This is a genomic window from Gluconobacter cadivus, assembly GCF_015244745.1.
Classification (GTDB): domain Bacteria; phylum Pseudomonadota; class Alphaproteobacteria; order Acetobacterales; family Acetobacteraceae; genus Gluconobacter; species Gluconobacter cadivus.
On the sequence record NZ_JABCQI010000001.1, the window covers coordinates 20489 to 43588 of the forward strand.

The 23100-nt window shown below is 58.9% G+C and carries 20 protein-coding genes; 13 read left to right on the plus strand and 7 right to left on the minus strand.

The window, feature by feature from the left end; genetic code table 11:
- Window positions 1-112 precede the first annotated feature (112 nt).
- Genes HKD28_RS00095 through HKD28_RS00105 form a run of 3 tightly spaced genes read left to right on the plus strand, consistent with a single transcriptional unit; the run spans window position 113 to window position 3175 of the window.
- The gene (locus HKD28_RS00095) at window positions 113-295 is read left to right on the plus strand and encodes a hypothetical protein (RefSeq protein WP_235993225.1); all 183 of its coding nucleotides are present in this window, start codon (window positions 113-115) and stop codon (window positions 293-295) included.
- A gap of 2 nt (window positions 296-297) precedes the next feature.
- Entirely contained in the window at window positions 298-1347 is a 1050-nt protein-coding gene (gene mdtN / locus HKD28_RS00100; protein WP_194266392.1) for a multidrug transporter subunit MdtN, read from the plus strand.
- Window positions 1328-3175 (plus strand): FUSC family protein, encoded by a 1848-nt coding sequence (locus tag HKD28_RS00105; RefSeq protein WP_194266393.1) that lies wholly within the window; start codon window positions 1328-1330, stop codon window positions 3173-3175. Before mdtN ends, HKD28_RS00105 begins: the two co-directional genes overlap by 20 nt.
- A 49-nt stretch (window positions 3176-3224) precedes the next feature.
- On the opposite strand, the gene HKD28_RS00110 is transcribed toward HKD28_RS00105, so the two are convergent.
- A complete protein-coding gene (locus tag HKD28_RS00110) occupies window positions 3225-4310 on the minus strand; it encodes a glycosyltransferase family 4 protein (RefSeq protein ID WP_194266769.1) in 1086 nt (361 codons plus the stop codon).
- A 286-nt stretch (window positions 4311-4596) separates the two neighbouring features.
- On the opposite strand from HKD28_RS00110, the gene HKD28_RS00115 reads away from it, so the two are divergent.
- Entirely contained in the window at window positions 4597-6804 is a 2208-nt protein-coding gene (locus tag HKD28_RS00115; RefSeq protein ID WP_194266394.1) for a TonB-dependent receptor, read from the plus strand.
- Between the two features lie 7 nt (window positions 6805-6811).
- On the opposite strand, the gene HKD28_RS00120 is transcribed toward HKD28_RS00115, so the two are convergent.
- Complete coding sequence (locus HKD28_RS00120) at window positions 6812-7453, minus strand: TetR family transcriptional regulator (protein ID WP_194266395.1); 642 nt, start codon at window positions 7451-7453, stop codon at window positions 6812-6814.
- 79 nt (window positions 7454-7532) lie between these two features.
- Complete coding sequence (locus tag HKD28_RS00125) at window positions 7533-7895, minus strand: hypothetical protein (RefSeq protein WP_194266396.1); 363 nt, start codon at window positions 7893-7895, stop codon at window positions 7533-7535.
- Between the two features lie 192 nt (window positions 7896-8087).
- On the opposite strand from HKD28_RS00125, the gene metH reads away from it, so the two are divergent.
- The 6 genes from metH (at window position 8088) to HKD28_RS00155 (ending at window position 17133) form a co-directional block, all read left to right on the plus strand.
- The gene (metH, locus tag HKD28_RS00130; RefSeq protein ID WP_194266397.1) at window positions 8088-11594 is read left to right on the plus strand and encodes a methionine synthase; all 3507 of its coding nucleotides are present in this window, start codon (window positions 8088-8090) and stop codon (window positions 11592-11594) included.
- A gap of 40 nt (window positions 11595-11634) precedes the next feature.
- Entirely contained in the window at window positions 11635-12513 is an 879-nt protein-coding gene (gene purU, locus HKD28_RS00135; RefSeq protein WP_194266398.1) for a formyltetrahydrofolate deformylase, read from the plus strand.
- Window positions 12514-12613: 100 nt separating this feature from the next.
- Window positions 12614-13060: a hypothetical protein gene (locus tag HKD28_RS00140; protein WP_194266399.1), complete on the plus strand. Its 447-nt coding sequence runs from the start codon at window positions 12614-12616 to the stop codon at window positions 13058-13060.
- A gap of 155 nt (window positions 13061-13215) precedes the next feature.
- A complete protein-coding gene (locus HKD28_RS00145) occupies window positions 13216-14637 on the plus strand; it encodes an FAD-binding oxidoreductase (protein WP_194266400.1) in 1422 nt (473 codons plus the stop codon).
- A gap of 56 nt (window positions 14638-14693) precedes the next feature.
- On the plus strand, window positions 14694-16193 hold the full coding sequence (gene mqo, locus HKD28_RS00150; RefSeq protein ID WP_194266401.1) for a malate dehydrogenase (quinone): 1500 nt from the start codon (window positions 14694-14696) through the stop codon (window positions 16191-16193).
- Window positions 16194-16314: 121 nt separating this feature from the next.
- Window positions 16315-17133 carry a DeoR/GlpR family DNA-binding transcription regulator gene (locus HKD28_RS00155; protein WP_099285016.1) on the plus strand — a complete coding sequence of 273 codons (819 nt, stop codon included), beginning with the start codon at window positions 16315-16317 and terminating at the stop codon, window positions 17131-17133.
- Between the two features lie 23 nt (window positions 17134-17156).
- Here HKD28_RS00155 and mntR read toward each other — a convergent pair whose 3' ends face one another.
- Window positions 17157-17648, minus strand: a complete 492-nt coding sequence (gene mntR / locus HKD28_RS00160) for a manganese-binding transcriptional regulator MntR (RefSeq protein WP_099285018.1) — start codon at window positions 17646-17648, stop codon at window positions 17157-17159.
- A 169-nt stretch (window positions 17649-17817) separates the two neighbouring features.
- Between mntR and HKD28_RS00165 the strand changes: the two genes are divergently transcribed.
- A complete protein-coding gene (locus HKD28_RS00165; protein ID WP_235993226.1) occupies window positions 17818-19152 on the plus strand; it encodes an Nramp family divalent metal transporter in 1335 nt (444 codons plus the stop codon).
- A gap of 3 nt (window positions 19153-19155) precedes the next feature.
- Here the strand turns inward: HKD28_RS00165 and HKD28_RS00170 are convergent, their stop codons facing one another.
- The 3 genes from HKD28_RS00170 to HKD28_RS00180 all read right to left on the minus strand — a co-directional run bounded on the left by HKD28_RS00170 (window position 19156) and on the right by HKD28_RS00180 (window position 22041).
- Window positions 19156-20112, minus strand: a complete 957-nt coding sequence (locus HKD28_RS00170; protein ID WP_194266403.1) for a glutaminase — start codon at window positions 20110-20112, stop codon at window positions 19156-19158.
- Window positions 20113-20254: 142 nt separating this feature from the next.
- Entirely contained in the window at window positions 20255-21676 is a 1422-nt protein-coding gene (gene cysG / locus HKD28_RS00175; RefSeq protein ID WP_194266404.1) for a siroheme synthase CysG, read from the minus strand.
- 143 nt (window positions 21677-21819) lie between these two features.
- Window positions 21820-22041 carry a hypothetical protein gene (locus HKD28_RS00180; protein WP_194266405.1) on the minus strand — a complete coding sequence of 74 codons (222 nt, stop codon included), beginning with the start codon at window positions 22039-22041 and terminating at the stop codon, window positions 21820-21822.
- A 206-nt stretch (window positions 22042-22247) separates the two neighbouring features.
- On the opposite strand from HKD28_RS00180, the gene HKD28_RS15875 reads away from it, so the two are divergent.
- A complete protein-coding gene (locus tag HKD28_RS15875; protein ID WP_268898541.1) occupies window positions 22248-22373 on the plus strand; it encodes a hypothetical protein in 126 nt (41 codons plus the stop codon).
- Between the two features lie 29 nt (window positions 22374-22402).
- The gene (locus HKD28_RS00185; protein WP_194266406.1) at window positions 22403-22990 is read left to right on the plus strand and encodes an HD domain-containing protein; all 588 of its coding nucleotides are present in this window, start codon (window positions 22403-22405) and stop codon (window positions 22988-22990) included.
- Window positions 22991-23100: the final 110 nt, after the last annotated feature.

A 23100-nucleotide genomic window follows, 5' to 3' on the forward strand; every position in this document is an offset into this window, starting at 1 on the left:
CGAAAGTTTCCTGCCTCCAATGCGACCTGCCCGCCTCCGATCCTGCATTTCCGGTCCCTTTTTTCTCCTGACGGGCGGATGCACTCTTCGCGGCGCTCCGGCCTTTCCGATCATGGGAGCCTATTTCCCGGGATGGATGGCCTGCGCCCTGATCGGCGTGGCGACGGCTGTGGGCCTGCGTGTCCTCTTTCTGCTGACAGGGCTTGATGCGCTGCTCAGCTTCCGCCTTTTCACCTATGTCGCCCTTGGCGTCATCGCCGCACTCACGGTGTGGACGCTGGTATTCGGACCCTGATCGTGCAGCGCATCCCTGTTTCCAGCAAAAAACCAGTCGGCATCATCATTGCGGTCCTGTGCGTGGGAGCGGCCACCGCTTTCGGCATACATGTCGCCCATGAGGACAGTGCTCACCCCTCCTCTGATAGTGGCATCATCGATGCGGAAGTGGTGCATATCGCTTCGGTTGTGGGAGGGCGCCTTAAAATACTGAACGTGTCGGTCAACCAGCATGTGCACAAAGGCGATGTGCTGTACCAGATTGACCCTGAACCTTACGAACTGACGCTTCGACAGGCAAAGGCCAATCTGGATCTGGCCAATGCAGAAGTGGAGAACCAGACGCGTCTGCTCAGCGTCAAGACCTCCAACGCCGCAACGGCTGGCGATCAGGTTTCCCGCGCCCAGACCAACCGGGATCTGGCGGCGCGGACGGTGGAGCGGCTTCAGCCTCTGGCCGGAAAGTCCTATATTCCCTGGCAGCAATACGATCAGGCCCGCGTTGCCCTGCACGACGCCGAAATCTCGCTGGCCCAGTCCCGCATCCAGTCCACAGCGGCCACCACCGCGATTGGCGATCTGAAAAGTTCGATCGCAGCACGTGATGCCAGCCAGGCAGCGTATGACCGCGTCCGTTATGAACTGCGACAGACCACGGTCATTGCCCCTGCGGACGGATATGTCACCAGCCTGCGCGTCAAGGTTGGCGAAGTTCTGGCGCCCTCGCAGTCTCTGTTCACGCTGATCGCCGACAACGAATGGTATGCGATGGCCAATATCCGGGAGGGCGATCTTGAAGCCGTCGGGGTTGGAGACTGCGTGACGGTTCATTCCATGATCGATCGGAACACGCCGATCCGCGGACATGTCGAAAGTATCGGCTGGGGCGTTCTCTCGGTGGATTCTTCCGGAATTGCCCGTTCGCTCCCCCTCGTGCCGCGGCAGATGGACTGGGTCCATGTCGCCCAGCGTTTCCCGGTTCGCATCCAGTTAGAGAAGGCGAACCCGCTTCTGCTGCGTCTCGGCGCTACCGCGACGGTCGAGGTCCGGCATGGCGCTGCCTGTCCCTGAAACCTCCCCTTCCCCGGACTTTTCGGATCAGGACGTGATCCAGGACGCATCACCCCTTCGCACCCTCGGGCTGGCGCGGATCTGGCGCCTGATATGGGACCCTGCGCCGGGACGTCTGGGCTATGCGCTGCGCATGGCGGCGGGTTGCACAACCACCGTTCTGGTCGGGGAAATCTGGCAGGTTCCTGATCTGGGTGTTCCGGCACTCGTGACAATGGCACTTTGGCAAAAAGACCGCGTCACCAATGCCCTCGTCGGGGTTCTGGTGAACATCGTGGTGGTATTCCTGCTCCTGCTGATCTATGGCTTGATCAAGATCACGCTGGATCACGCGATGGAACTGGTGATCGTGATCGCCCTCCTGTCATTCGGGTTTTTCTTTCTGGGTTCGGCCAGTAAACTCAAACCCGTGGCCTATATGTTCGGCCTGATTATCGTCTTTGGACTGGTCGTGATTGATCAGGTTCCGGTCGGGGAAGTCATTACTCGGGCTATTCTTTATACGGATCTGTTTCTGGCCGTGCCGGGAGCGGTCATGATCGTGCTCGGTATGCTGATCTGCCCGTCTCCGCGCAGGGTTCTGACCGACGATATTGCAGCCCGTCTTCTCATGGCGTGCCGCCTGCTACGGGGCGCGGATGACCGTACCCGCGAGCAGGCGACGGACATGCTGCGCATCGGCACGACAGACATGATGAAGTCTGCGAAAATGGCCGGGCTGGAAAAAATCTGGGCAGCCAAGGATCTGGCCTGCCTCAAACAGTCCGCAAGCAGCAGCGTGGCCGTCCTCGCGCTCGCCGATGAAGCAGACCGAACCGGACTATCAGCAGAAGACGCGGCCTGTCTGATAGCAACTCTTGAAAAAATGGCCGCCATTTTCGCAGCCGGGGACTATCCCGCCGACATCGAGCGCCCCACTGTCAGCGCCGCATCTCCAGCAGCCTGCGCCATGGCGGACATGCTGCCCGAGTTTACCACACCCCCTGCAGAAAGTACGAAAGCTGCCCCTCCGGAGAAAAAATCCGGCTTCTTTGCGGACGACGCATTCAGCAATCCCGAACATGTCCGTTTTGCGGTCAAGGGCACAGCAGGGGTTATGCTCAGCTATCTGGCATTCATGGTGCTGGACTGGCCGGGCATCCACACCTGCATCATCACTTGCTTCATCGTTGCGCTGCCAACCATGGGGGAAATGGTTTCCAAGCTGACCCTGCGTATCTCCGGGGCACTTGTAGGGGGCACGATTGGCATTGGCTCCATCATTTTCGTCATGCCCTATCTGGATGGGATCACCGGTTTTCTGGTTCTGATTTTCGTGGTGTCCCTGCTCGCGGCATGGGTCAAAACCGGCGACGAGCGTATTGCCTACGCGGGATTTCAGATCGGTCTGGCCTTTTATCTATCGGATCTGAAAGGCTTCGGTCCCACCAGCGACATGGAAACGGCGCGGGACCGTATCATCGGAATCATGCTGGGCAATTTCATCACCTATGCCATGTTCACGAGCTTCTGGCCGGCGACCGCCAGAGACAGAATTGGAGAAGGTCTGCGCAAACTGGCGGAAGCTCTCCAAAGACAATCTCAGGCCTTAACGCCGCAAGCGCGCGCAGAAGCGATTGCCAGCACCCAGTCCGCCCTTTCGGAGAGCGAGCGCACTCTGGAATATGTCATGGCAGAACCCATCAACACCCGCGTTGATCTTCCCCGCCTGAGGGAAACGAAACAGGCGCTTGCTGATGCTGGCTGTCTCTCGGAAGACCTGCTCGTCACACCCGAGAGAGCAGATCTGACCAATCACACCGCACGCCTGGAACGACTTGCAGGGTAATAGCTCTTGGCAGTTTCTGAGGGATTTTCTCTCCCTCAGAGGGCGAAAACTAGGCGTCCAGAAGCTCTTTTGAAAGTTCCACATGCTTTCGGGCATACGCCACGGAATTAATGGCGTTTTTCACCCGCTCCTGAGCAGCTTCGGTTCTTTGCAAAGCGCCAGACGGATTGGTACGCACCGCAGAAATCGCCTCTGCAAGCGCAGTGGGGTTTCGTTCTGGCACATAGAGTACAGAGTCTGACCCGAAATAATCTGTCAAACCACCACAGTCTGAAGAAATGACCGGGACCCCAAGGATAATGGCTTCTTCAACAACAGTAATGCCAGAAGCATGTCGATTGGACTGAAGGGGAACTACAACGATATCAGCGTCAGAATAAAGACCGATCAGCTCAGCATTGTTTTTTGCCCGTACAAGCGTGACATTAGGAACATTCTTTGCTGCTTCAAATGCAGCAGGCGAACTGCTTGCGATGCTGAATTCCACATCCGGCAACGCGCTTGCCGCAGCGCAGAAGGTCTTCCAGTCTCTGTGCTCGTCGTTGCCAAGCGAAAGAACCTTGAGTTTTTTCCCCTGGCAGGTTTTGCGAGCAGGCTTCATATCGTCTGCCCGGATGCCGAAATGCACCCGCTCAACACGCAGATCCGGAAACATACGCCGACCATCATCCCGGTTGAAAACCGAGAGTACTGTCAGGAGATCGAGGTCTTTCATAAGACGCCGGAAGAACCATTTCCTCCAGAAAGGCTGTTTGCGCCAGCGGTCAATCAGCCAGACAGCCTGCCCAAGAAGCTTTGGCCTGCGCACAGGCTTCAGAATTCGGAACAGGAGGAGAACTGCCAGAGTCTGCGATTCTGTATGCGTCCACACCACATCGGACGCAAGCATTTGCTTACGGTTCCGCCACGCATGGACAAAGTCGAAACCAAGCACAAGACGTGCACCATAGCGGAGCGCTTTGTTGAGCGGATTTTCGCGCTGATCTTCAGAATAAACGATTTCTATGTCGTCTGAGGCAGCTCGGGAGTAGCCATAAGCCTGCTCCTCATTCAATCCCAATATTCGGCCCGCTTCCCAGCGTTCCCGCCAGGTTTTGCTGCCAAAACCGTACGCAAGCTGCACAAAAACTTTCATCACACAACATCCAGTTGCAACGATTGCTAAATACTTAACCTTAACGGCAGAATCAACGGAAAATTAACGGAAAATTAGGAGGTTTTGGCCTCATTTTCACATCAGGATGAAAACCCCTGTTCCGTTTTGTGATCGAACAAAGCGTTTGTATCTGTGTCTTTCAAGAAACAGTCATGGGGAAACGCGCCGCATATCGGCACCAAAACAGGCGAATCATTTTGACACTCAGTGCCATAATGTGGACAGGAGACTTCAGCCCACCCATACCGACTGATCAGGACCGCTCATGAAATCCGCACGCCTGCTGCTTTGCCTTCTTTCCGGATCTGTCCTGAGCAGTATGCCCGCTTTCGCAGCAGTGACACAACCAGCTTCCAAGACCAAAACAGCCGTACCCGCCCCGTCATCTCATGCCAAAACACAAACCCCCAAAGCAGAGACCATCACGGTTCGTAGTCGAAACGGTTCTGGAACTGCTGCGGATTATCTGAACAAAGACGTGGCTTTGGGGCCGCTCGGCACGCGCTCCGTGCTCGATACACCGATGTCCATCATGGTTGTTCCGCATGATGTTCTGGTGAACCAGCAGAGCCGCAATATTAACGATCTCGTGGCGTATGTGCCGTCCGCACAGCTTGAAATGCGCGGCGATCCGAACACCAGCCGCCCGCAGTCCCGTGGCTTTGAAGGCGATGTGATTGCCAACACCCGCATGGACGGGCTGAACATGGTCATCACCACGCCCTATGCCGCCGAACAGTTCGACAGCCTTCAGGTTCTGAACGGTCTGGCAGGCGCGCTTTACGGACCGCAGAACCCGGCGGGCACGTTCGACTTCACGCTCAAGCGCCCGACGGACCGTATGACCGAACGCTTTGTCGTAGGGACGGATTCCATCGGTTCTCCTCTGGAGAGCGCGGATGTTTCGGGGCGCGTGGGGAAAAACAAATGGTTCGGCTACCGATTGAACCTGCTGAACCAGAACGGCGAAGGTTATGTCGAAGGTTCGCATCTTCGGCGTGACCTCGTCAGCGGCGATTTCGACATTCATCTCTCGGACAAGACTGTCATCCAGATCGATGCCAGCCAGTATACCTATGCCGAGCGCGGCTATCCGGGCGGTTTCGCCTATAGCACCGCAATCCAGCTTCCTCAGGCACCGGATCTGAGCCAGAAGGGTTATGGCCAGCCACAGGCGGGCTACAACATGGAAACCGATACGGCTCTGGCCAAGATCATCCATAATTTCAACGACAACTGGAGCCTGAAGCTCGGCGGTCTGTGGCAGAATGCGGCGCGCAATGTCTTCAGCACGTCCAACCAGCTTCTGAATTCCTCGGGCTTGTATCGCCAGACGATTTCCGCAGCCCTCACGGCCAATGATTTCGTTGCAGGGAGCAACATGGCTTACCTGAACGGCAAATTCCGTACCGGTCCGCTGCGGCACCAGATCGAACTCGGCACGAATGGTTATGTAATGGGGAACTACAACCCCACCTCCTCCACCGGAACCATCACGCTTGGAGAAGCCACGATCGGTCACCCCAAGAGCTTCTCAAGCGTGCAGCCTTATTATTCCGGTCGCTACAAATCCGCTGATACGATGAACCAGTCGCTGCTGGCAGGCGATACCATTTCGCTGGGCAAACACTGGTCGATCATGGGATCCCTCGCCTGGAGCTGGCTGAGCACCAATAACTACGCCAAGACCGGCACCAAAACATCCAGCTACACGCGCGCGGCCGCCTTCAGCCCGATGACAAGCCTGATGTACAAGCCGACGGACAGCCAGACGCTGTATTTCACATGGGGACGTTCGCTACAGGCGGGAACGACCGCCCCGGTGGGGTCGGTCAACGTGAATGACGTCACGGCTCCGTTGCGGTCTGAAGAATATGAAGTCGGCTACAAGATCCTGATCGCCAAACGCATGCAGGTCAACATTGCGGGCTTCCGCATGTCACGTCCGTTCGGATTCACGGACCCTGTGACGCATGTCTATGCGAATTACGGCACGCAGCGAAACTATGGCGTCGAATTTCAGGCATCGGGCAATATCACCGATAATCTGACGTTTCTTGGTGGCATGACATGGCTCGATGCCCAGATGCTGGGTACGGGATCGTCGCTGACGGCCAACAAGCAGGTTGTGGGTGTTCCTCCGTTGATGGCGAATGCGCTACTGGATTATCGCCTGCCGTTCCTCAAGGGCGCGGCCGTCAACGCGAATGTTCATTATATGGGGCGTCGTGCTGCCAATGTTTACAACACGACCTTTGCGCCGTCTTACGTCACGCTGGATCTGGGCGCACGGTACGCGACCCATGCCTATGGCCAGCCGCTGGTGTTCCGCTTCGGTGTGAACAACGTGACGAACCAGAGTTACTGGGCGTCCGTCTATCCATCCAGCATCAATGGCGTGAGCAATGCCACCAACTCCGCCGTGGCCGGTCTGCCGCGGACGTACCATTTCAGCATCGAGCTGGACCTCTGAGCGGGGTTCAGCCTGAACTCATCGGGAAATCGTTCTGCCACAGCAGGGGCTGAAGCGTGAAGGTCCGGCGCAGGATGGTTTCAAGATCCGACCGGCCTTCAGTCTTGACCCATTCGTCCAGAGCCGTCCGGAACGTCGCAATCGCCGTCCGGGCCAGCAAACGGGCCACGAGGGACGGCATTTCGGTGGCGGGCAAGCGGGCGATCAGGGTGGAAGCGAGCGTCTCTTCCCATTCCGAATACCGGCGCAAAGCCATGTCACGCAGCGCGGGCGTCTGCTCCACCAGCCTGACGACCGCATAGGCATCCATCCGGTCGGACGAATAACAGGCGACGACTGGAACAAGCCCCGCCAGCACAGCGTCCTGTAGCGGAACGTCCAGCGGCACAGCACGAATGGCATCGGTCAGGATCGTTGTAACGCCGGTGGTCCAGGCGAGAATGATATCGGCCTTGCCCGGAAAATAACGAAAGAGCGTCCGGCGCGAGATCTGCGCGGCTTCTGCAATTTCATCGACGGATGTTTCTTCATAACCATAAGTCGAAAACAGGCGCATGGCTTCGCGCACCAGCGCGGCATGGGTGCGGTCTTTCTTGCGCTGCCGAAGCGGTCCGTCCTGTTCGCCATCCTCTTGTGCGTCTATCGTCATGCCGTCCAGTTATCCCGAAGTCCGCAACCAGCATAGACCCGATCTGCTGAAGCGTTCCAGCAGGCAGAAACCACCGGCTTCAGGGCACGAGCCGGTAACGCGCCCGGACCAGCACGTCATTTTCAAGCTGCTGCCGGAGCGCCGACATCTCCTGCGGGGCAGTCAGAACCGCCACCTCGTGAAAAAACGGACGTCTGCCCGTCACGCGGTCCTGAAAAACCTGCGCCAGAACCATGACCACCGGATCACGACTGCAACAAAAGCATCCCGTAGCGTGGCGGTTCCTGAAGGGCAACGGTGCCGGAATGGCGGCGACGTCGCCCCACGTTTCCTCAGGCCGTGCCTTACCGATGAACAGCGCATGATTTTTGCGCTCCTGCGACCACGAACATGGTCCGGACAGGAGGCTCAGGGGGATCAGAGACATGTGGGACACGGTCATTCCGTCCTCTGTAGCAGGCCGGGCGTACCCGGGCAGCCTTTTCATGTTCCGTTTTTCATACCTCCAACTCTTTGCCGCCATGCAGGCGGTTTGCTACACCGTTTCTGCCTCTTACCGTATATGGAGGCCCTGTCCCGATCACGGGTTCCCGAACCCGCCTCCCGCCCTTTCCAGTTACAGAGCCTTCTGCCCATGTCCTCACGCCCCCATCTGCTTGATGCCCTCGCCGATCAGGTCCTGCTCTGTGATGGTGGTATGGGGTCCAGGGTGCAGATGCTGGATCTCGAAGTCGAGCGCGATTACTGGGGGCAGGAAAACTGCACGGAAATCCTGAACCTCTCGCGTCCGGAACTCGTGCGTGAAATCCATCGCGGCTATTTCGAAGCCGGGGCGGATATGGTGGAGACGAACACGTTCGGTGGCTCCATCGTCACGCTGGCGGAGTTCGGACTTCAGGACCGCACGCGCGAAATCAACCGTACGGCTGCGACGCTGGCCCGTGAGGCGGCCGAAACGTTTTCGGACGGACGGCACCGCTATGTCATGGGTTCCATCGGTCCGGGCACGAAGCTGCCGACGCTGGGCAACATTGCTTATGACGATCTGGAAGCTGGTCTGATCGAACAGTGCCGTGGCCTGATTGACGGCGGCGTGGACGGATTCCTGATCGAGACATGTCAGGACACGCTTCAGATCAAGGCCGCCGTAAATGCTGCCAAGATTGCCCGGATCGAACTGGGTTCGGATGCGCCTATCTTCGTGCAGGTCACAGTCGAGACCACCGGCACGCTGCTGGTCGGCCCCGATATCGCTGCGGCCGCCACGACCGTTCAGGCGCTGGACGTCCCCTCTCTCGGCCTGAACTGCGCGACTGGCCCGCAGGAAATGGGCGAGCATGTGCGCTGGCTGTCAGAAAACTGGCCTGGCCTCATTTCCATGCAGCCCAATGCCGGCCTGCCCGAGCTTGTGGACGGCAAGACTGTCTATCCGCTCAGCCCCGAGGAAATGGCCGTTTGGATGGAGCGCTTCGTTCAGGAAGACGGGCTAAACCTGATCGGCGGCTGCTGCGGCACATCCACGCCGCATATTCAGGCGCTAGACGGGATGCTGCGTCGCCTTGGTGGCACGAAGCTGCGCCCTGCCCCGGTCACGCGCAGTACGATCTGGATGCCGTCGGTCTCCAGCCTCTATACGCAAACGCCGCTGCGTCAGGAGAACAGCTATTTCTCCATCGGCGAGCGCTGCAATGCCAATGGCTCCAAGAAATGGCGCGAGCTTCAGGAAGCCAATGACTGGGATGGCTGCGTCGCCATCGGGCGCGAACAGGCCGCCGAGGGTTCCAACGCGCTCGATATCTGCACGGCGTTCGTGGGACGTGATGAAGTCCGCGAAATGAACGAGGTCGTCACGCGCTTCACGTCGTCCGTGAATGCGCCGCTGGTGATTGATTCGACCGAAACCCCCGTCATTGAGGCCGCGCTCAAGCTGCATGGCGGCAAGCCGATCATCAACTCGATCAATTTCGAAGACGGTGAAGAACAGGCGCATGCCCGCATGAAGCTGGCCCGCAAGTTCGGCGCGGCGATGATTGCGCTCACGATCGACGAAGTCGGTATGGCGAAGGAGCCGCAGGACAAGCTGCGCATTGCCGAACGTCTGGTCGATTTCGCCTGCACCCAGTACGGGCTGCCGCAGTCTGACCTGATGATCGACCCGCTGACCTTCACCATCGCGACGGGCGTGGAAGACGACCGCAAGCTCGGGCAGTGGACGCTTGAGGGCATCAAGCTGATCCGCGACAAGTTCCCCGACATCCAGATCATTCTCGGCCTGTCGAATATTTCCTTCGGCCTGAATCCGGCCGCGCGTGCTGTGCTGAATTCGGTGTTCCTCGACCATGCCGTCAAGGCGGGCATGACGGGCGCGATCGTGCATGTCTCCAAGATCCGTCCGCTGCATCTGATCGCGGCTGAAGAGGTCAAGGTCGCAGAAGACCTGATCTTCGACCGTCGCACCGAAGACTACGATCCGCTCCAGAAGCTGCTGGAACTGTTTGCGGGCCGTAAAGCCGCCGATGCCGTCAAGAAGCGTCGTGCGGAAACCCCTGCGGAACGTCTGAAAGACCGGATCGTGGATGGTGACCGCAAGGGCATCGAGGACGATCTGGCGGCCGCAATGACAGAAATGCCGCCGCTCGATATCATCAACAATGTTCTGCTGGACGGCATGAAGGTTGTGGGCGAGCTGTTCGGTTCGGGCAAGATGCAGCTTCCGTTCGTGCTGCAGTCCGCCGAGACGATGAAGACTGCCGTCGCCTGGCTTGAGCCGCATATGGAGCGCACGGAAGGCCAGCATCGCGGCACGATGGTGCTCGCGACCGTCAAGGGCGACGTCCACGATATCGGTAAAAACCTCGTGGACATCATCCTGACAAATAACGGCTACCGGGTCATCAATCTGGGCATCAAGGTGCCACTTGCGGACATGATTGCGGCCGTCAAAGAACACAACGCCGATGCTCTGGGCATGTCCGGGCTTCTGGTGAAATCCACGGTTATCATGCGCGAAAACCTCGCGGAAATGCACCGTCAGGGTTTTGACCTTCCGGTCATTCTTGGTGGCGCGGCCCTAACGCGGAACTACGTCGAGGAAGAATGCGCCCGCTCTTATGGCGCGGGTGAGCCGGGGCGTGTGGCCTATGCGCGCGATGCGTTCGACGGTCTGGGCCTGATGGACAAGATCGCCAATAACGACCTCGATTCCTATCTGGGCGCGATCCAGACACGCCGCGCCAGCCAGGCGAGCCGAAAGACGGAACGCGCGCCAGAAATCGCGGAAACGCGGGGCTTTGGTGAGGTGGATCGCGAGGCCGCAAAGGTCCGGCGCGAGCGTATTTCAGGCTCCGAGTCTGTCATTACACCGCCCTTCTGGGGCGCGCGCGTTCTGGAAGCGACGCCGAATGCGGTTCTGCCGTTCCTCAATGAGCGGTCGCTGTATCAGTTTCAGTGGGGCTTTCGGAAACAGGGCCGCTCGCTCGACGAATTCATGGAATACGCCAAGATCGAGCTCCGCCCCGTTCTCAAGCGCATGCTGGCCCTGAGCGCGGAACAGGACATCATCCGTCCACAGGCGATCTATGGTTACTGGAAAGCAGCGGGAGACGGGAACGATCTCGTGCTGTTCGAAGAAGACGGTAAAACGGAAGCCGCACGCTTCACCATGCCCCGCCAGCCCAAGGATGACGGCGAGTGCATCGCCGATTTCGTGCGCGATATCAGCGATGACGTGCGCGATGTGGTCGGGCTTCAGGTGGTCACCGTCGGACAGAAAGCATCCGATCTGGCGCGGGTATGGTTCGAGGACAACCGCTATCAGGACTATCTGTATCTGCATGGCCTGTCGGTCGAGATGGCGGAAGCCATGGCGGAATACACCCACAAGCGCATCCGCGCCGAACTGGGCTTTGCAGGCGATGACAACCGCGACATGGAAAAGCTACTGTCGCAGTCCTATCGCGGCTCACGCTATTCCTTCGGTTATCCCGCCTGCCCGCGCTTGGAGGATCAGGAGCCGATCCTGAAAATGCTGGATGCCGAACGCATCGGCGTGTCGCTTTCGGACGGCTATCAGCTGCACCCTGAACAGTCGACATCAGCGCTCGTGATGCTGAATCCGCGTGCGAAATACTTCACCGTCTGAGGACGGCAGATTTTTAAAAAAAGACGAGAAAAGACCTTCCATGACGGCCCCTTCAGTTTCGCAAACGACTTATGTCCTAGCGCTTTCCTGCCCCAATCGTCCCGGTATCGTGGCCGCCATCAGCGGGAAGCTGGCGGAACTGGATGCCAACATCACGGAAGCGCAGCAGTTCGATGACCGGGACAGCACGATCTTTTTCATGCGGATCGTCTTCGAGATCACGGACGGCTATACCAGCGCCCACCAGCTTCGCGAGGCGCTGGCCGTTCTGGGAAACAGTTTCAGCATGGAGTGGGCCCTGCATGACCGCAGCGTGAAGCCGAAGGTCCTGCTGATGGTCTCGCGCTTCGATCACTGTCTGGTCGACCTGCTCTATCGCTGGCGCATCGGGGAACTGCCAATCGAGCCCGTTGGCATCGTGTCGAACCACCCGCGCGACGTGTTCGCGGATCTGGACTTCTACGGCATTCCGTTTCACCACGTCCCCGTCACGAAAGAAACGAAGCCCGCGCAGGAAGCCCATGTGCTGGAACTGCTGGCATCGAGTGGTGCCGAGCTGGTCATTCTCGCGCGTTACATGCAGGTTCTGTCCAACGAGATGGCCGCCAGCCTGTCCGGTCGCTGTATCAATATTCACCACTCCTTCCTCCCCGGCTTCAAGGGCGCGCGTCCCTATCATCAGGCCTTTGCCCGCGGCGTGAAGCTGATCGGCGCGACGGCCCATTATGTCACGCTGGACCTGGATGAGGGGCCGATCATCGAGCAGGATGTGGAGCGCATCTCCCATGCCGACACGCCCGAGGACCTGATCCGCAAAGGACGCGATATCGAACGCCGCGTTCTAGCACGTGCCGTCCGGTATCACATCGAACGCCGGACCATTATCAACGGTAGCCGTACAGTCGTCTTTGCGACCTGAACGAGGTTTTTCTTCGACGGGACATATAAATTTCGCACGACACCCGGAATATTCTCTCCTAGGGTCGATCCAGTATTTCACAGTCGGTAGCACTCGTCAGATGACCGTCCGTAACGCTCTTTTTTCACTTACCCTCCTCACAGCGCTGATCGGACAGACAGCCTGTTCAGGAGACTGGGTTCTCGAAAAAAGACTGACACCAGCGGACACACTGAGGGAAACATCGAACCGCACTGTGGTTCCCGGCACGTTCGTCATGACCGTTAAAAGCGTGAACGTTTTCAACAAGATGGTCTTCCTCAACTCGGAAGATACCTATCTGGACCGCGCCAATGTCGCCGTGCAGATCACGTCAAGCGTGGCCTACAACGCCGACATCCGGTTTGGTGGTGATTTCCGCAACATGGTGCTGAACAAAAAAATTCTGGTGATCGGATCGGCCATGAAAGTCGGGGCGGATCTGGAACAGGGGATCATCGTCAACACCAAAGGGGACGAGCGGACCTATATTTTCGTCAGCCGGGCGAGCAATATTTTCTTTGAATAAGGCCGCCGCCCTCCAACAGAGCCTGATCTTGCAATTCAGATCCATTTTTAGACAGATTATTTCATTCTATATCCCCATATCGGCCTGAAGATATTTCCCAAGCCTGCAATCCGCCCTATGAAGAGCGTCCTTATTTCTTCATGCCGGACCCAGTCATGACCGTCTCTTCCGCTTCTGCTCAGGACCGCTTACAGGCCGTTCTCAAGGCCCTTCAGCCCCTCATGGAAGAGCAGCAGATCAGCACGGCACCCTCCGTTCGCGAGGAACACAGCCACGGCGAGGCTATGAATGCCTCCCGCCTGCCCGAGGCGGTGGTCTTCGCGGAAAGCACGCAGGATGTCGCAACAGTTTTGCGCCATTGTCATGAATGGCGGGTTCCAGTTGTGGCATTCGGAGCGGGCACCTCGGTCGAAGGGCATGTCGTCCCGCCCGAGCAGGCCATCAGCCTCGACCTGTCGCGCATGACCGACATCGTGGAACTGAACGCCGAAGATCTGGATTGCCGGGTTCAGGCTGGGATCACGCGCCAGACGCTGAATGTGGAAATCCGCGACACCGGCCTGTTCTTTCCGGTCGATCCGGGTGGAGAAGCGACGATCGGCGGCATGTGCGCCACCCGCGCCTCAGGCACAGCCGCCGTGCGTTACGGCACAATGAAGGAAAACGTGCTTGGCCTGACGGTTGTGCTCGCGACCGGCGAAATCATCCGCACGGGCGGCCGCGTCCGCAAGTCATCCACCGGCTATGACCTGACATCCCTGTTCGTCGGCTCGGAAGGGACACTGGGGATCATCACGGAAGCCCAGCTGCGTCTGCATGGCCGCCCCGAGACCGTATCCGCGGCCATCTGCCAGTTCGAGAGCCTGCATGACGCCATCCGGACCGCCATGGAAATCATCCAGTGCGGCATTCCCATCACCCGCGTGGAACTGATGGACAGCGTGCAGATGGCGGCCTCCATCCAGTATTCCGGCCTTACGGAATATCAGCCGCTGACCACGCTGTTCTTCGAATTCACCGGCTCGCCTGCGGCCGTACGCGAACAGGTCGAGACGACGGAAGCCATTGCGTCGGGCAATAACGGGCTGGGTTTTGCGTGGGCGGAGAGTGCGGAAGACCGTACCCGTCTGTGGAAGGCGCGGCATGACGCCTACTGGGCGGCAAAGGCCATTGTTCCGGGCGCGCGGGTCATTTCCACGGACTGTATCGTGCCTATTTCGCGTCTGGGCGAGCTGATCGAAGGCGTGCATCGCGACATCGAAGCGTCCGGCCTGCGCGCACCGCTTCTGGGCCATGTGGGGGACGGCAATTTTCATACGCTCATCATTACGGACGACACACCCGAAGGGCATGATCGCGCCCTCGACCTGGACCGGAAGATCGTTGCCCGTGCCCTGTCGTTGAACGGTTCATGCAGCGGCGAGCATGGTGTCGGTATGGGCAAGCTGGAATTTCTGGAAACCGAGCATGGGGCTGGAAGCCTGAGCGTGATGCGGGCTCTGAAAAACACGATGGACCCGCATCATATCCTCAATCCCGGCAAGCTCCTGCCTGCAGGCCCGGTTTACACGGGCTGAACTTTCGGGGATCTTTCGCCCTCTTTTCTTTCCAGCCCTTGCCGGATTTCAGCCTCATGCCGTCAGTTTCCAGCCTCTGCCCCGATGTCGTCCTGATCGGTGCGGGGATCATGAGTTCCACACTTGCGGCCCTGCTGCGCGAGCTCGATCCGTCGCTGTCGATGATGATGTTCGAGACGCTGGCCGATTGCGGACAGGAAAGTTCCTACGCCTGGAACAATGCCGGGACCGGACATGCCGGGAACTGCGAACTGAATTACACGCCACAGCGCGCGGATGGCAGCATCGACATCTCCAAGGCGCTGGCAATCAACACGGAATTCGATCTCTCAAGGCAGCTTTGGGCGCATTGGGTTCGCGAAGGCCGCATTGCCAATCCGGCAGCTTTCGTGCAGCCCTGCCCCCATATCAGTCTGGTCTGGGGGGCTGAAAACGTCGCTTTTCTCAAGGCCCGTTACGAGGCCATGGTCGCCCATCACTGCTTTGCGGATATGGAATACACGTCCGATCCGGCTGTCATCGCCCAATGGGCGCCTCTTGCGATGGCGGGGCGCGATACGTCCCAACCCGTTGCGGCCACGCGCATTCAAGAGGGCACGGACGTCAATTTCGGCACCCTAACCCACGCGCTGACGGCCTCCCTCAAGTCAGACCGCAACATTGCCATCCACTACAATCATCGCGTCACCGGCCTGACACGCACCACGGACGGACGCTGGCGCGTGACGGCCACCGATACCGAGAGCGGCCACACGACCACTGTTCTGACGCGCTTCGTCTTCATCGGCGCGGGGGGCAATGCGCTGCCACTACTTCAAGCCTCCGGCATTCCCGAGGCAGCACATTATGCCGGCTTCCCCGTCAGCGGCCTGTGGCTGCGCTGCATGGACCCGTCCGTTACCGCGCAACACCACGCCAAGGTCTACGGCAAGGCCCCTGTCGGTTCGCCGCCCATGTCGGTCCCGCATCTCGATACGCGCGTCATCGACGGCAAATCCTGCCTGCTGTTCGGACCTTATGCGGGGTTTTCCACGAAATTCCTCAAAAGCGGTTCATGGACGGATTATTTTCGCTCTCTAACGCCCCAAAACATCATTCCCGCCCTGACCGCCGGGAAAGACAATCTTGGATTGCTGGACTATCTCGTGCGTCAGGTTCTCCAGACGAACGAGGACCGCTTCAAAGCCCTTCAGGATTTCTACCCGACAGCCAGACCCGAGGACTGGACGAAAGTCGTGGCCGGACAGCGCGTGCAGATTATCCGTCCGGACAAGGGGCTGCACGGAACCCTGCGCTTTGGGACCGAGCTTGTGAAAAGCGCCGACCGCTCCCTTATGGCCATCCTCGGCGCATCGCCCGGAGCGTCCGTTGCCGCCTCCGTGGCGCTTCAGGTCGTCCAGCACGTCTTTCCCGAACGGCTGACAGAGGCTGACTGGCTGCCCCGCCTGCGTCAGGTGTTTCCGGCCTACGGGATCGATCTGATCAAAGACGCCCAAGCCTGCGCGACACTCCGGGAAGAGACTGCCCGTGTTCTGAAGATCACGGTAAAAGCGTAATAGTCACCTTTTTAGGGCCGGATTTCGCTCAACGGACGTTACACGTCCATTCGGCTCTGATATGGTATGTGTGATTTTACACTTGTCTGTTTGCTTTCACGCTCAGGAATCGATTTGACACATGACTGATGGTTCGGGCTCCGTGATCACCACCGCCTCGCCGCAGAGTTCGAAAAGGCGGGATAATTCGGCCCGGCAGAAACAGATCCTCGACGTCCTTCTCGAAACTGGAAGCGCCACCATCGAAGGTCTGGCGGAGCGTTTCGGGGTCAGTCGCATGACGATCCACCGCGACTCTCATGCCCTCGTACAACAGGGTCTGATCGACAAGCTGCATGGCAGTATCGTCCTGCGCAACAAGGTTACGACCCAGAAAACGGTCAATTTCCGACGCTCGCGGGCGACAGACCTCAAGGACGCGATCATCCAGCGGGCCGTCTCCTTGATCCAGCCCGAGCAGGTTCTGGTCCTCGATGACTCCACGACCGTCGCGGCCATGCTGCCGCTGCTGCCTGCTCTTGCGCCCCTGACGATCATCACCAACGCCGTGGGCGTCATTCAGGCGCTCTCGCCCTACCCCAACCTGAAACTGATCTGCCTTGGCGGCGACTATAATCCGCCGCGCAATGCGTTTTTCGGGCTGGTTTGCGAACAGGCCGCGCAGTCCCTGCGGGCGAACATGATGTTCCTCTCAACCTCCATTATCCATAACGCCACCGCGTTCCAGAACGATCAGGATGTGGTCAAGGTCAAGCGGATCATGATGGATATGGCGGACCAGTGTGTTCTGCTGGTGGACAGCACGAAGTTCCGCAAAGGCGGCCTGCACCGTCTGGCGTCCCTGTCGGAATTCGACCACGTCCTGACAGATTCCCATCTCAAGCCCTCCATCGCGAAGGCTCTGGCGCAGGAAGACGTCAATCTCGAAATCTGCACCTGAGCGCAGATTTCGGACACGGACTATCAGGCGTCCGGTAAGTTTTGCATGAATTGTTGCAGATTGCCCCGGATTGCCTTTTCAAAGAGCGTCAGGGTCTCGCTCCCGACGTAATGCTCTACGCCTTCAGAATCTACACGGGCATTTTCCTCACTGACGCCGAGCGCCAGCAGAAATGCCTCCACGATCCGGTGCCGGTGCCGTGCCTTATCCGCCATCTCCTGCCCCGCAGGCGTCAGAAATACCCCTCTGTAAGGTTTCTGCGTGACGTAACCTTCCGTCGCGAGACGGGCGAGCATTTTCGCCACTGTAGGCTGCGACACGCCCAGACGCCCGGCGATATCGACCTGCCGGGCTTCCTGCCCTTCCGACAGCAGGTCCGAAATCAGTTCGACATAGTCTTCCACCAGCACATTGCGCCGCGCCTCACGATTGGCGCGAAAGCCTTCGGAATGGGTTTCGACATCAGGCAGCGTCTCTTTGGGCGCGGTGTCCTTCAGCCGTTTTTTCCGTTCCATTCCCGTCCTGTGCCTCTATCCAGAAAACATTATTCACGGCGGAATAAAACATTCCGGACCGCTCTGCCAGTGCTGGCAATCACGATTTCCAGAGATTCTGTGTTTTTCATGAGGCTCATCAATATAGCATATTGAATATAAATCCCGGATGGGATTGAATACAGTCCCGATGCCAGACACCAATGCCCCCCGTACACCCTCTCCGGCTATGCGCCCGAGCCTGCCCGATGTGTTCTCCAGCATCCGAGTTCCGGGTGCGGAAGCGTCGTGGTTCAGCCGTTTCATGGCCTTCGTCGGGCCGGGATTCATGGTCTCGGTCGGCTATATGGACCCCGGAAACTGGGCCACCGACCTTCAGGGCGGCGCGCGGTATGGCTATACGCTGCTCTGCGTCATCATGCTGTCGAACCTCATGGCGATCCTGCTTCAGGCACTCTCCGCCCGCCTCGGGATCGCGACGGGACAGGATCTCGCACAGGCCTGCCGGAGCCATTTTTCCCCGCGCGTGAACATCGTTCTGTGGCTGGCCTGTGAACTGGCCATCATTGCCTGCGATCTGGCGGAAGTCATCGGCACGGCCGTGGCGCTCCAGCTGCTGTTCGGCCTGCCGCTTCTCGCCGGAGCTTTGCTGTCCATTTTGGACGCGCTGATCGTGCTGATGCTGATGAACCGGGGCTTCCGGTATCTGGAGGCGTTCGTGATCGCGCTCTTGGGGATCATCGCCCTGTGCTTCGGGATCCAGCTCGTCGCGGCAGCTCCGCCCGTTCACAGCGTTCTGGCTGGCCTTCTCCCCGATCCGAAAATCGTGACGACGCCGGGGATGCTCTATATCGCCATCGGCATCATTGGCGCCACGGTCATGCCGCATAATCTGTATCTGCATTCCTCGATCGTTCAGACCCGCGCTTATGAACGCACCCCGGCCGGACGGCGGGACGCCATCCGCTGGACGACATGGGACAGTACGATTGCCCTGACGCTGGCGCTGTTCATTAATGCGGCCATCCTGATCGTGGCGGCAGCGGCGTTCCACAACTCCGGCCATCAGGATGTGGCGGAAATTCAGGACGCCTACAGACTGCTCTCCCCGATCCTCGGACTTGGCATCGCCTCCACGCTGTTTGCCCTGGCACTTCTGGCAGCGGGCACGAACTCCACAATCACCGGCACGCTGGCCGGACAGATCATCATGGAAGGCTTTCTGCACCTTCGCATCCCGCACTGGGCGCGGCGGCTGCTGACACGCGGGCTGGCGATTATTCCCGTGGCGATCGTCACGTTGATCTATGGCAATCGGGGTGTGAGCGATCTGCTGATGGCCAGTCAGGTCATCCTGTCGCTACAACTGCCCTTTGCCGTCATTCCGCTCGTCATGTTCGTTTCGGACCGGCGCAAGATGGGCGAGTTCGTGATTTCCATGCCTATCCGTATCCTGTCATGGGGCGTGGCAGGGCTGATCCTGCTTCTGAACTTCAAGCTGCTTTACGACACTCTAGCGGGCTGAGAATCAGGTTGGATTGACGACCCACGGGCTGGCACGAAACACCGACCATCCCGTGTGCTGAACAAGCCGCTCCAGAGCGCGCGTTCCCAAAAGGGAATTGCCCTGCGCATTCAACCCCGGCGACCACACCGCGATGGACGCCACGCCCGGCGCAATCGCAAGGATGCCACCCCCCACACCGGATTTTCCGGGCAGACCTACGCGAATGGCAAATGCCCCCGAACCGTCATAATGGCCGCACATCATCATCAGCGCGAGGATCGTCTGGGCATTGCGCTCTGACATGACACGCTCGCCTGTCAGCGGGTTCAGGCCACCCGTCATGAGATAGGTTCCGACCTGCGCAAGCTGTTGGCAGCTCATGGTGAGAGCGCACTGATGGAAATAGAAATCCAGCGTATCCTCAACCACGTTGCGGATATTGCCGAAGGTCCGCATGTAGTTTGCAAGCGCCATATTGCGAAACCCGGTCTCGCGCTCCTGACGCGCGACATCCGTGTCGATGTCGATCGAGGCCGGATCGTCTACCAGCGGACGCAGGAAATCCAGCAGGCGAGTCCGGGCATTTTCGCGGCCATAGCGGGACACCAGAATATCAGCGATCACGATGGCGCCCGCATTGATGAACGGATTGCGCGGAATACCGTGCTCGTTTTCAAGCTGGACGATGGAATTGAACGCGCTGCCCGAAGGCTCCTGACGCACCCGCCCCCACAATTCCTCGCCCATCGCATTGAGCGCCATGCTGAGGCTGAACACCTTGGACACGCTCTGCACCGAGAACGGAACAGCCGCATCCCCGACCGTGTGTGTCTCTCCATCCATCCCCACAACGGCCATGCCGAAACGGTTGAGGTCCACCCGTGCGAGCGGAGGAATGTAATTGGCAACAGCACCCCGTTCTGAGGCTGTCCGCATTTCCTCTGCGATCGAGACGATAATGGACGCAAGTGTGGTCATGGGGCCTCGGTGTACGGAACGCGATGTGACTGAAAGAACAGGAGTTTCACAAGCTGCCGCCCCTGCGGACAACCCGCACGGGCGTGAAGTGGGATATGCATTTACAACATAGCTGAAAGAGCATGTCTTCTTCCCATGCAGATCAGGAAGAAATCACCCGATGCCGCACCACCTGCCCCACGATCACCAGTGCAGGCGATTTCACCTGTGCGTCTGCGGCCTGAAGGGCGATGTTCGATAGCGTCCCGGTCAGCACGCGCTGGGACGGCTGAGTACCCCGCTCCACAATCGCCACCGGCCAGTCAGCCGGTAGTCCTTTTCCCAGAAGTCCGGCGGCAAGCTGCGGCAGGGTTGAAATCCCCATATAGATCACGACCGTCTGGCGGCGATCGGCCATGTCGTCCCAGGGCAGATCCAGAACCCCGTCCGCTTTTGCGTGTCCGGTCACGAACAGACAGGCCTGCGCGCAATCGCGATGCGTTAGAGGAATGCCAGAATAGGCCGCACATCCATTCGCCGCGGAAATGCCCGGAACCAGCCGAAACGCGACCCCGGCGTCAACCAGCGCTTCGATCTCCTCTCCGCCACGACCGAAAATGAACGGGTCGCCGCCCTTGAGACGCAGAACGCGTTCCCCTGCCTGCGCGCGACGGATCATTTCTCGGTTGATGTCGTCCTGCGGCAGGGCATGCCGGTCCCGTTGCTTGCCCACGAATACGAGTTCAGCGTCCCGGCGGACCATATCGAGTAATGCCGGAGACAGAAGATTGTCGTAGAGGACTGAATCCGCATTCTGCATCAGACGCAGCGCCTTGAGGGTCAGCAGATCCGGATCACCGGGGCCTGCTCCAACCAGCCAGACCTCTCCCGGTTTACGCGCCGCGTCCAGAAGCGCGTTCAGTCGCGCATCCGCGCGGACATCATTGCCGTTTCGAGCCTCCTCCGCACCCGGACCGTCGAGAAAATCCTCCCAGATGCGCTTGCGATCCTGCACCTGCGGATAGCGCTCCGAAACCCGCGCCCTGCGGGACTGCATATAAGCCGACAAACGCCCCGTCCCTTCAGGCAAAAGCGCTTCAATCTGCTCACGCAGACGACGCGCCAGAACAGGCGCCGCCCCTCCTGTTGAAACAGCAACGCGCACTGCACCCCGGCGAACCTGCGCGGGCGTGATGAAGCTCGACGGCTGCGGATCATCCACCGCGCAGACGGGTATATTCAGCGCATCTGCCAAAGCCGCCACCTGCCGGTTGACGTCCCGATCATCAGTCGCGGCATAGACCAGTCGGCACCCCGGCAGATGCTCCTTTAGGGCCGCCTCATCCGCCCGTCCGCCAACATGACGCACAGCACCGCTCTCAACCCAACCCTGCACAACCGGATGGAGGGTCTCGGCCAGCACATCAATCCGCGCACCATGATCGAGCAGAAGCCGCCCCTTGTTCACGGCGATTTCCCCGCCTCCGACCAACAGAACGCGCGCTCCCGCAAGCCGCAAGGAGACCGGAAACCACCCATCCTCTGGAAGGGCGTCTGAACTGGAATGAGGAGGCTGGCTGTTCATTGAGGCACGGATTTCCGGATCTGGGGCGGGCAGAGGCTTAAGAGGCCGCATTCAGCGACAGCTGGGCCACGACGTCAAATCCGAAAATCATGCCTTCAGGGGTGGGGCAGACATCCGCTATCAGCAGATACCCATAAAGACTGTTACCAGCCGCCCTGTCCGCCCGGACCGCCGTTCATGCCGCCGCCCATACCCCCACGGCCCTGATTTCCCATGCCTTGGCCTCCCATATTCTGACCGTACCCCCTGTCACCATGATGATGGTGATGCCGGTTATTGTCCCGACGGTCATCGTAAGGGCCGTCACAGGCTGCAAGCGACAGGGTCAGCGTGGTCCCGAGAACCACTACAAGAATTTTTTTCATGAGATACTCCATCACGACTGTGTCGATGACCACCATGCCCGGCGAAATATGGCGTTCTCAAGGACCGCACGGTAACGGAAAATAACAATCCATGATTATGGAGAAATATTTCCGCAGACGACACGGCAGAAATGCCGTAATTCTTCAGGAGTAGAGAGCCTGTTAACTGGCCTCGCGGACTGCGCTTCTTGCAAGGAACATGTTTCATGGCTGGATTGATGGTCAAAATCTTCAGATCCCTCCAACAGGGGCCCGGCTTCGTCATCCTGCTCGTGCTGCTGGCCGTTGCTTCTTTTGTGGGGTATGAAATCCTGTACGCGCTTGTCGGATAAGGCGTTCACCACAGACTGGACTTTGCTTCATGACGAAAGGCGATCTTGAAAAGCGCCTCGATTTTCTCCGGGAAGCCTCCCGGCTGAAGGATATCCTCAGACGGACCTATACCCACGGCGGGCAGACCGAAAGCACGGCGGAACATACCTGGGCGCTCTGCCTTCTGGTTATGACCTTTGCCGACCAGCTTGAGGGCATCGACCTTCTGAAGCTCCTCAAAATCTGTATTCTTCATGATCTGGGTGAAGCCATTCATGGCGACGTCCCCGCAATCTCCGCTCATGCCTCCGCCAACAAAGCTGCGCAGGAGCGCGAAGACCTGCTGACGATCATGGCCCCTCTGCCTGCCGCCCTGCAGGCAGAGTTTCTGGAGCTGTGGGACGAATATGAAAACGCGGCGTCCCCCGAAGCACGGCTGGCCAAGGCGTTCGACAAGATCGAAACCATCAGCCAGCACAATGCAGGCCTCAACCCGGACGATTTCGACCACACATTCAATCTGACCTATGGCCGAAAATATACCGATGCGACCGAACTGACGCGCCGGATCCGCGATATTCTGGACGAGGAAACGCGCCGAAATATGATGCGAAGCCGGAACATGGTGGCGGGCTGAGCGACCGTTTCTGCTCGACATCTGAAAGCAAATCCGTCAGAAGCGGCGTCAGACGGCCTTCCGCGTCGCGAAATCCTTACAGATTCGTGACAATCTGCATCCGATATAGA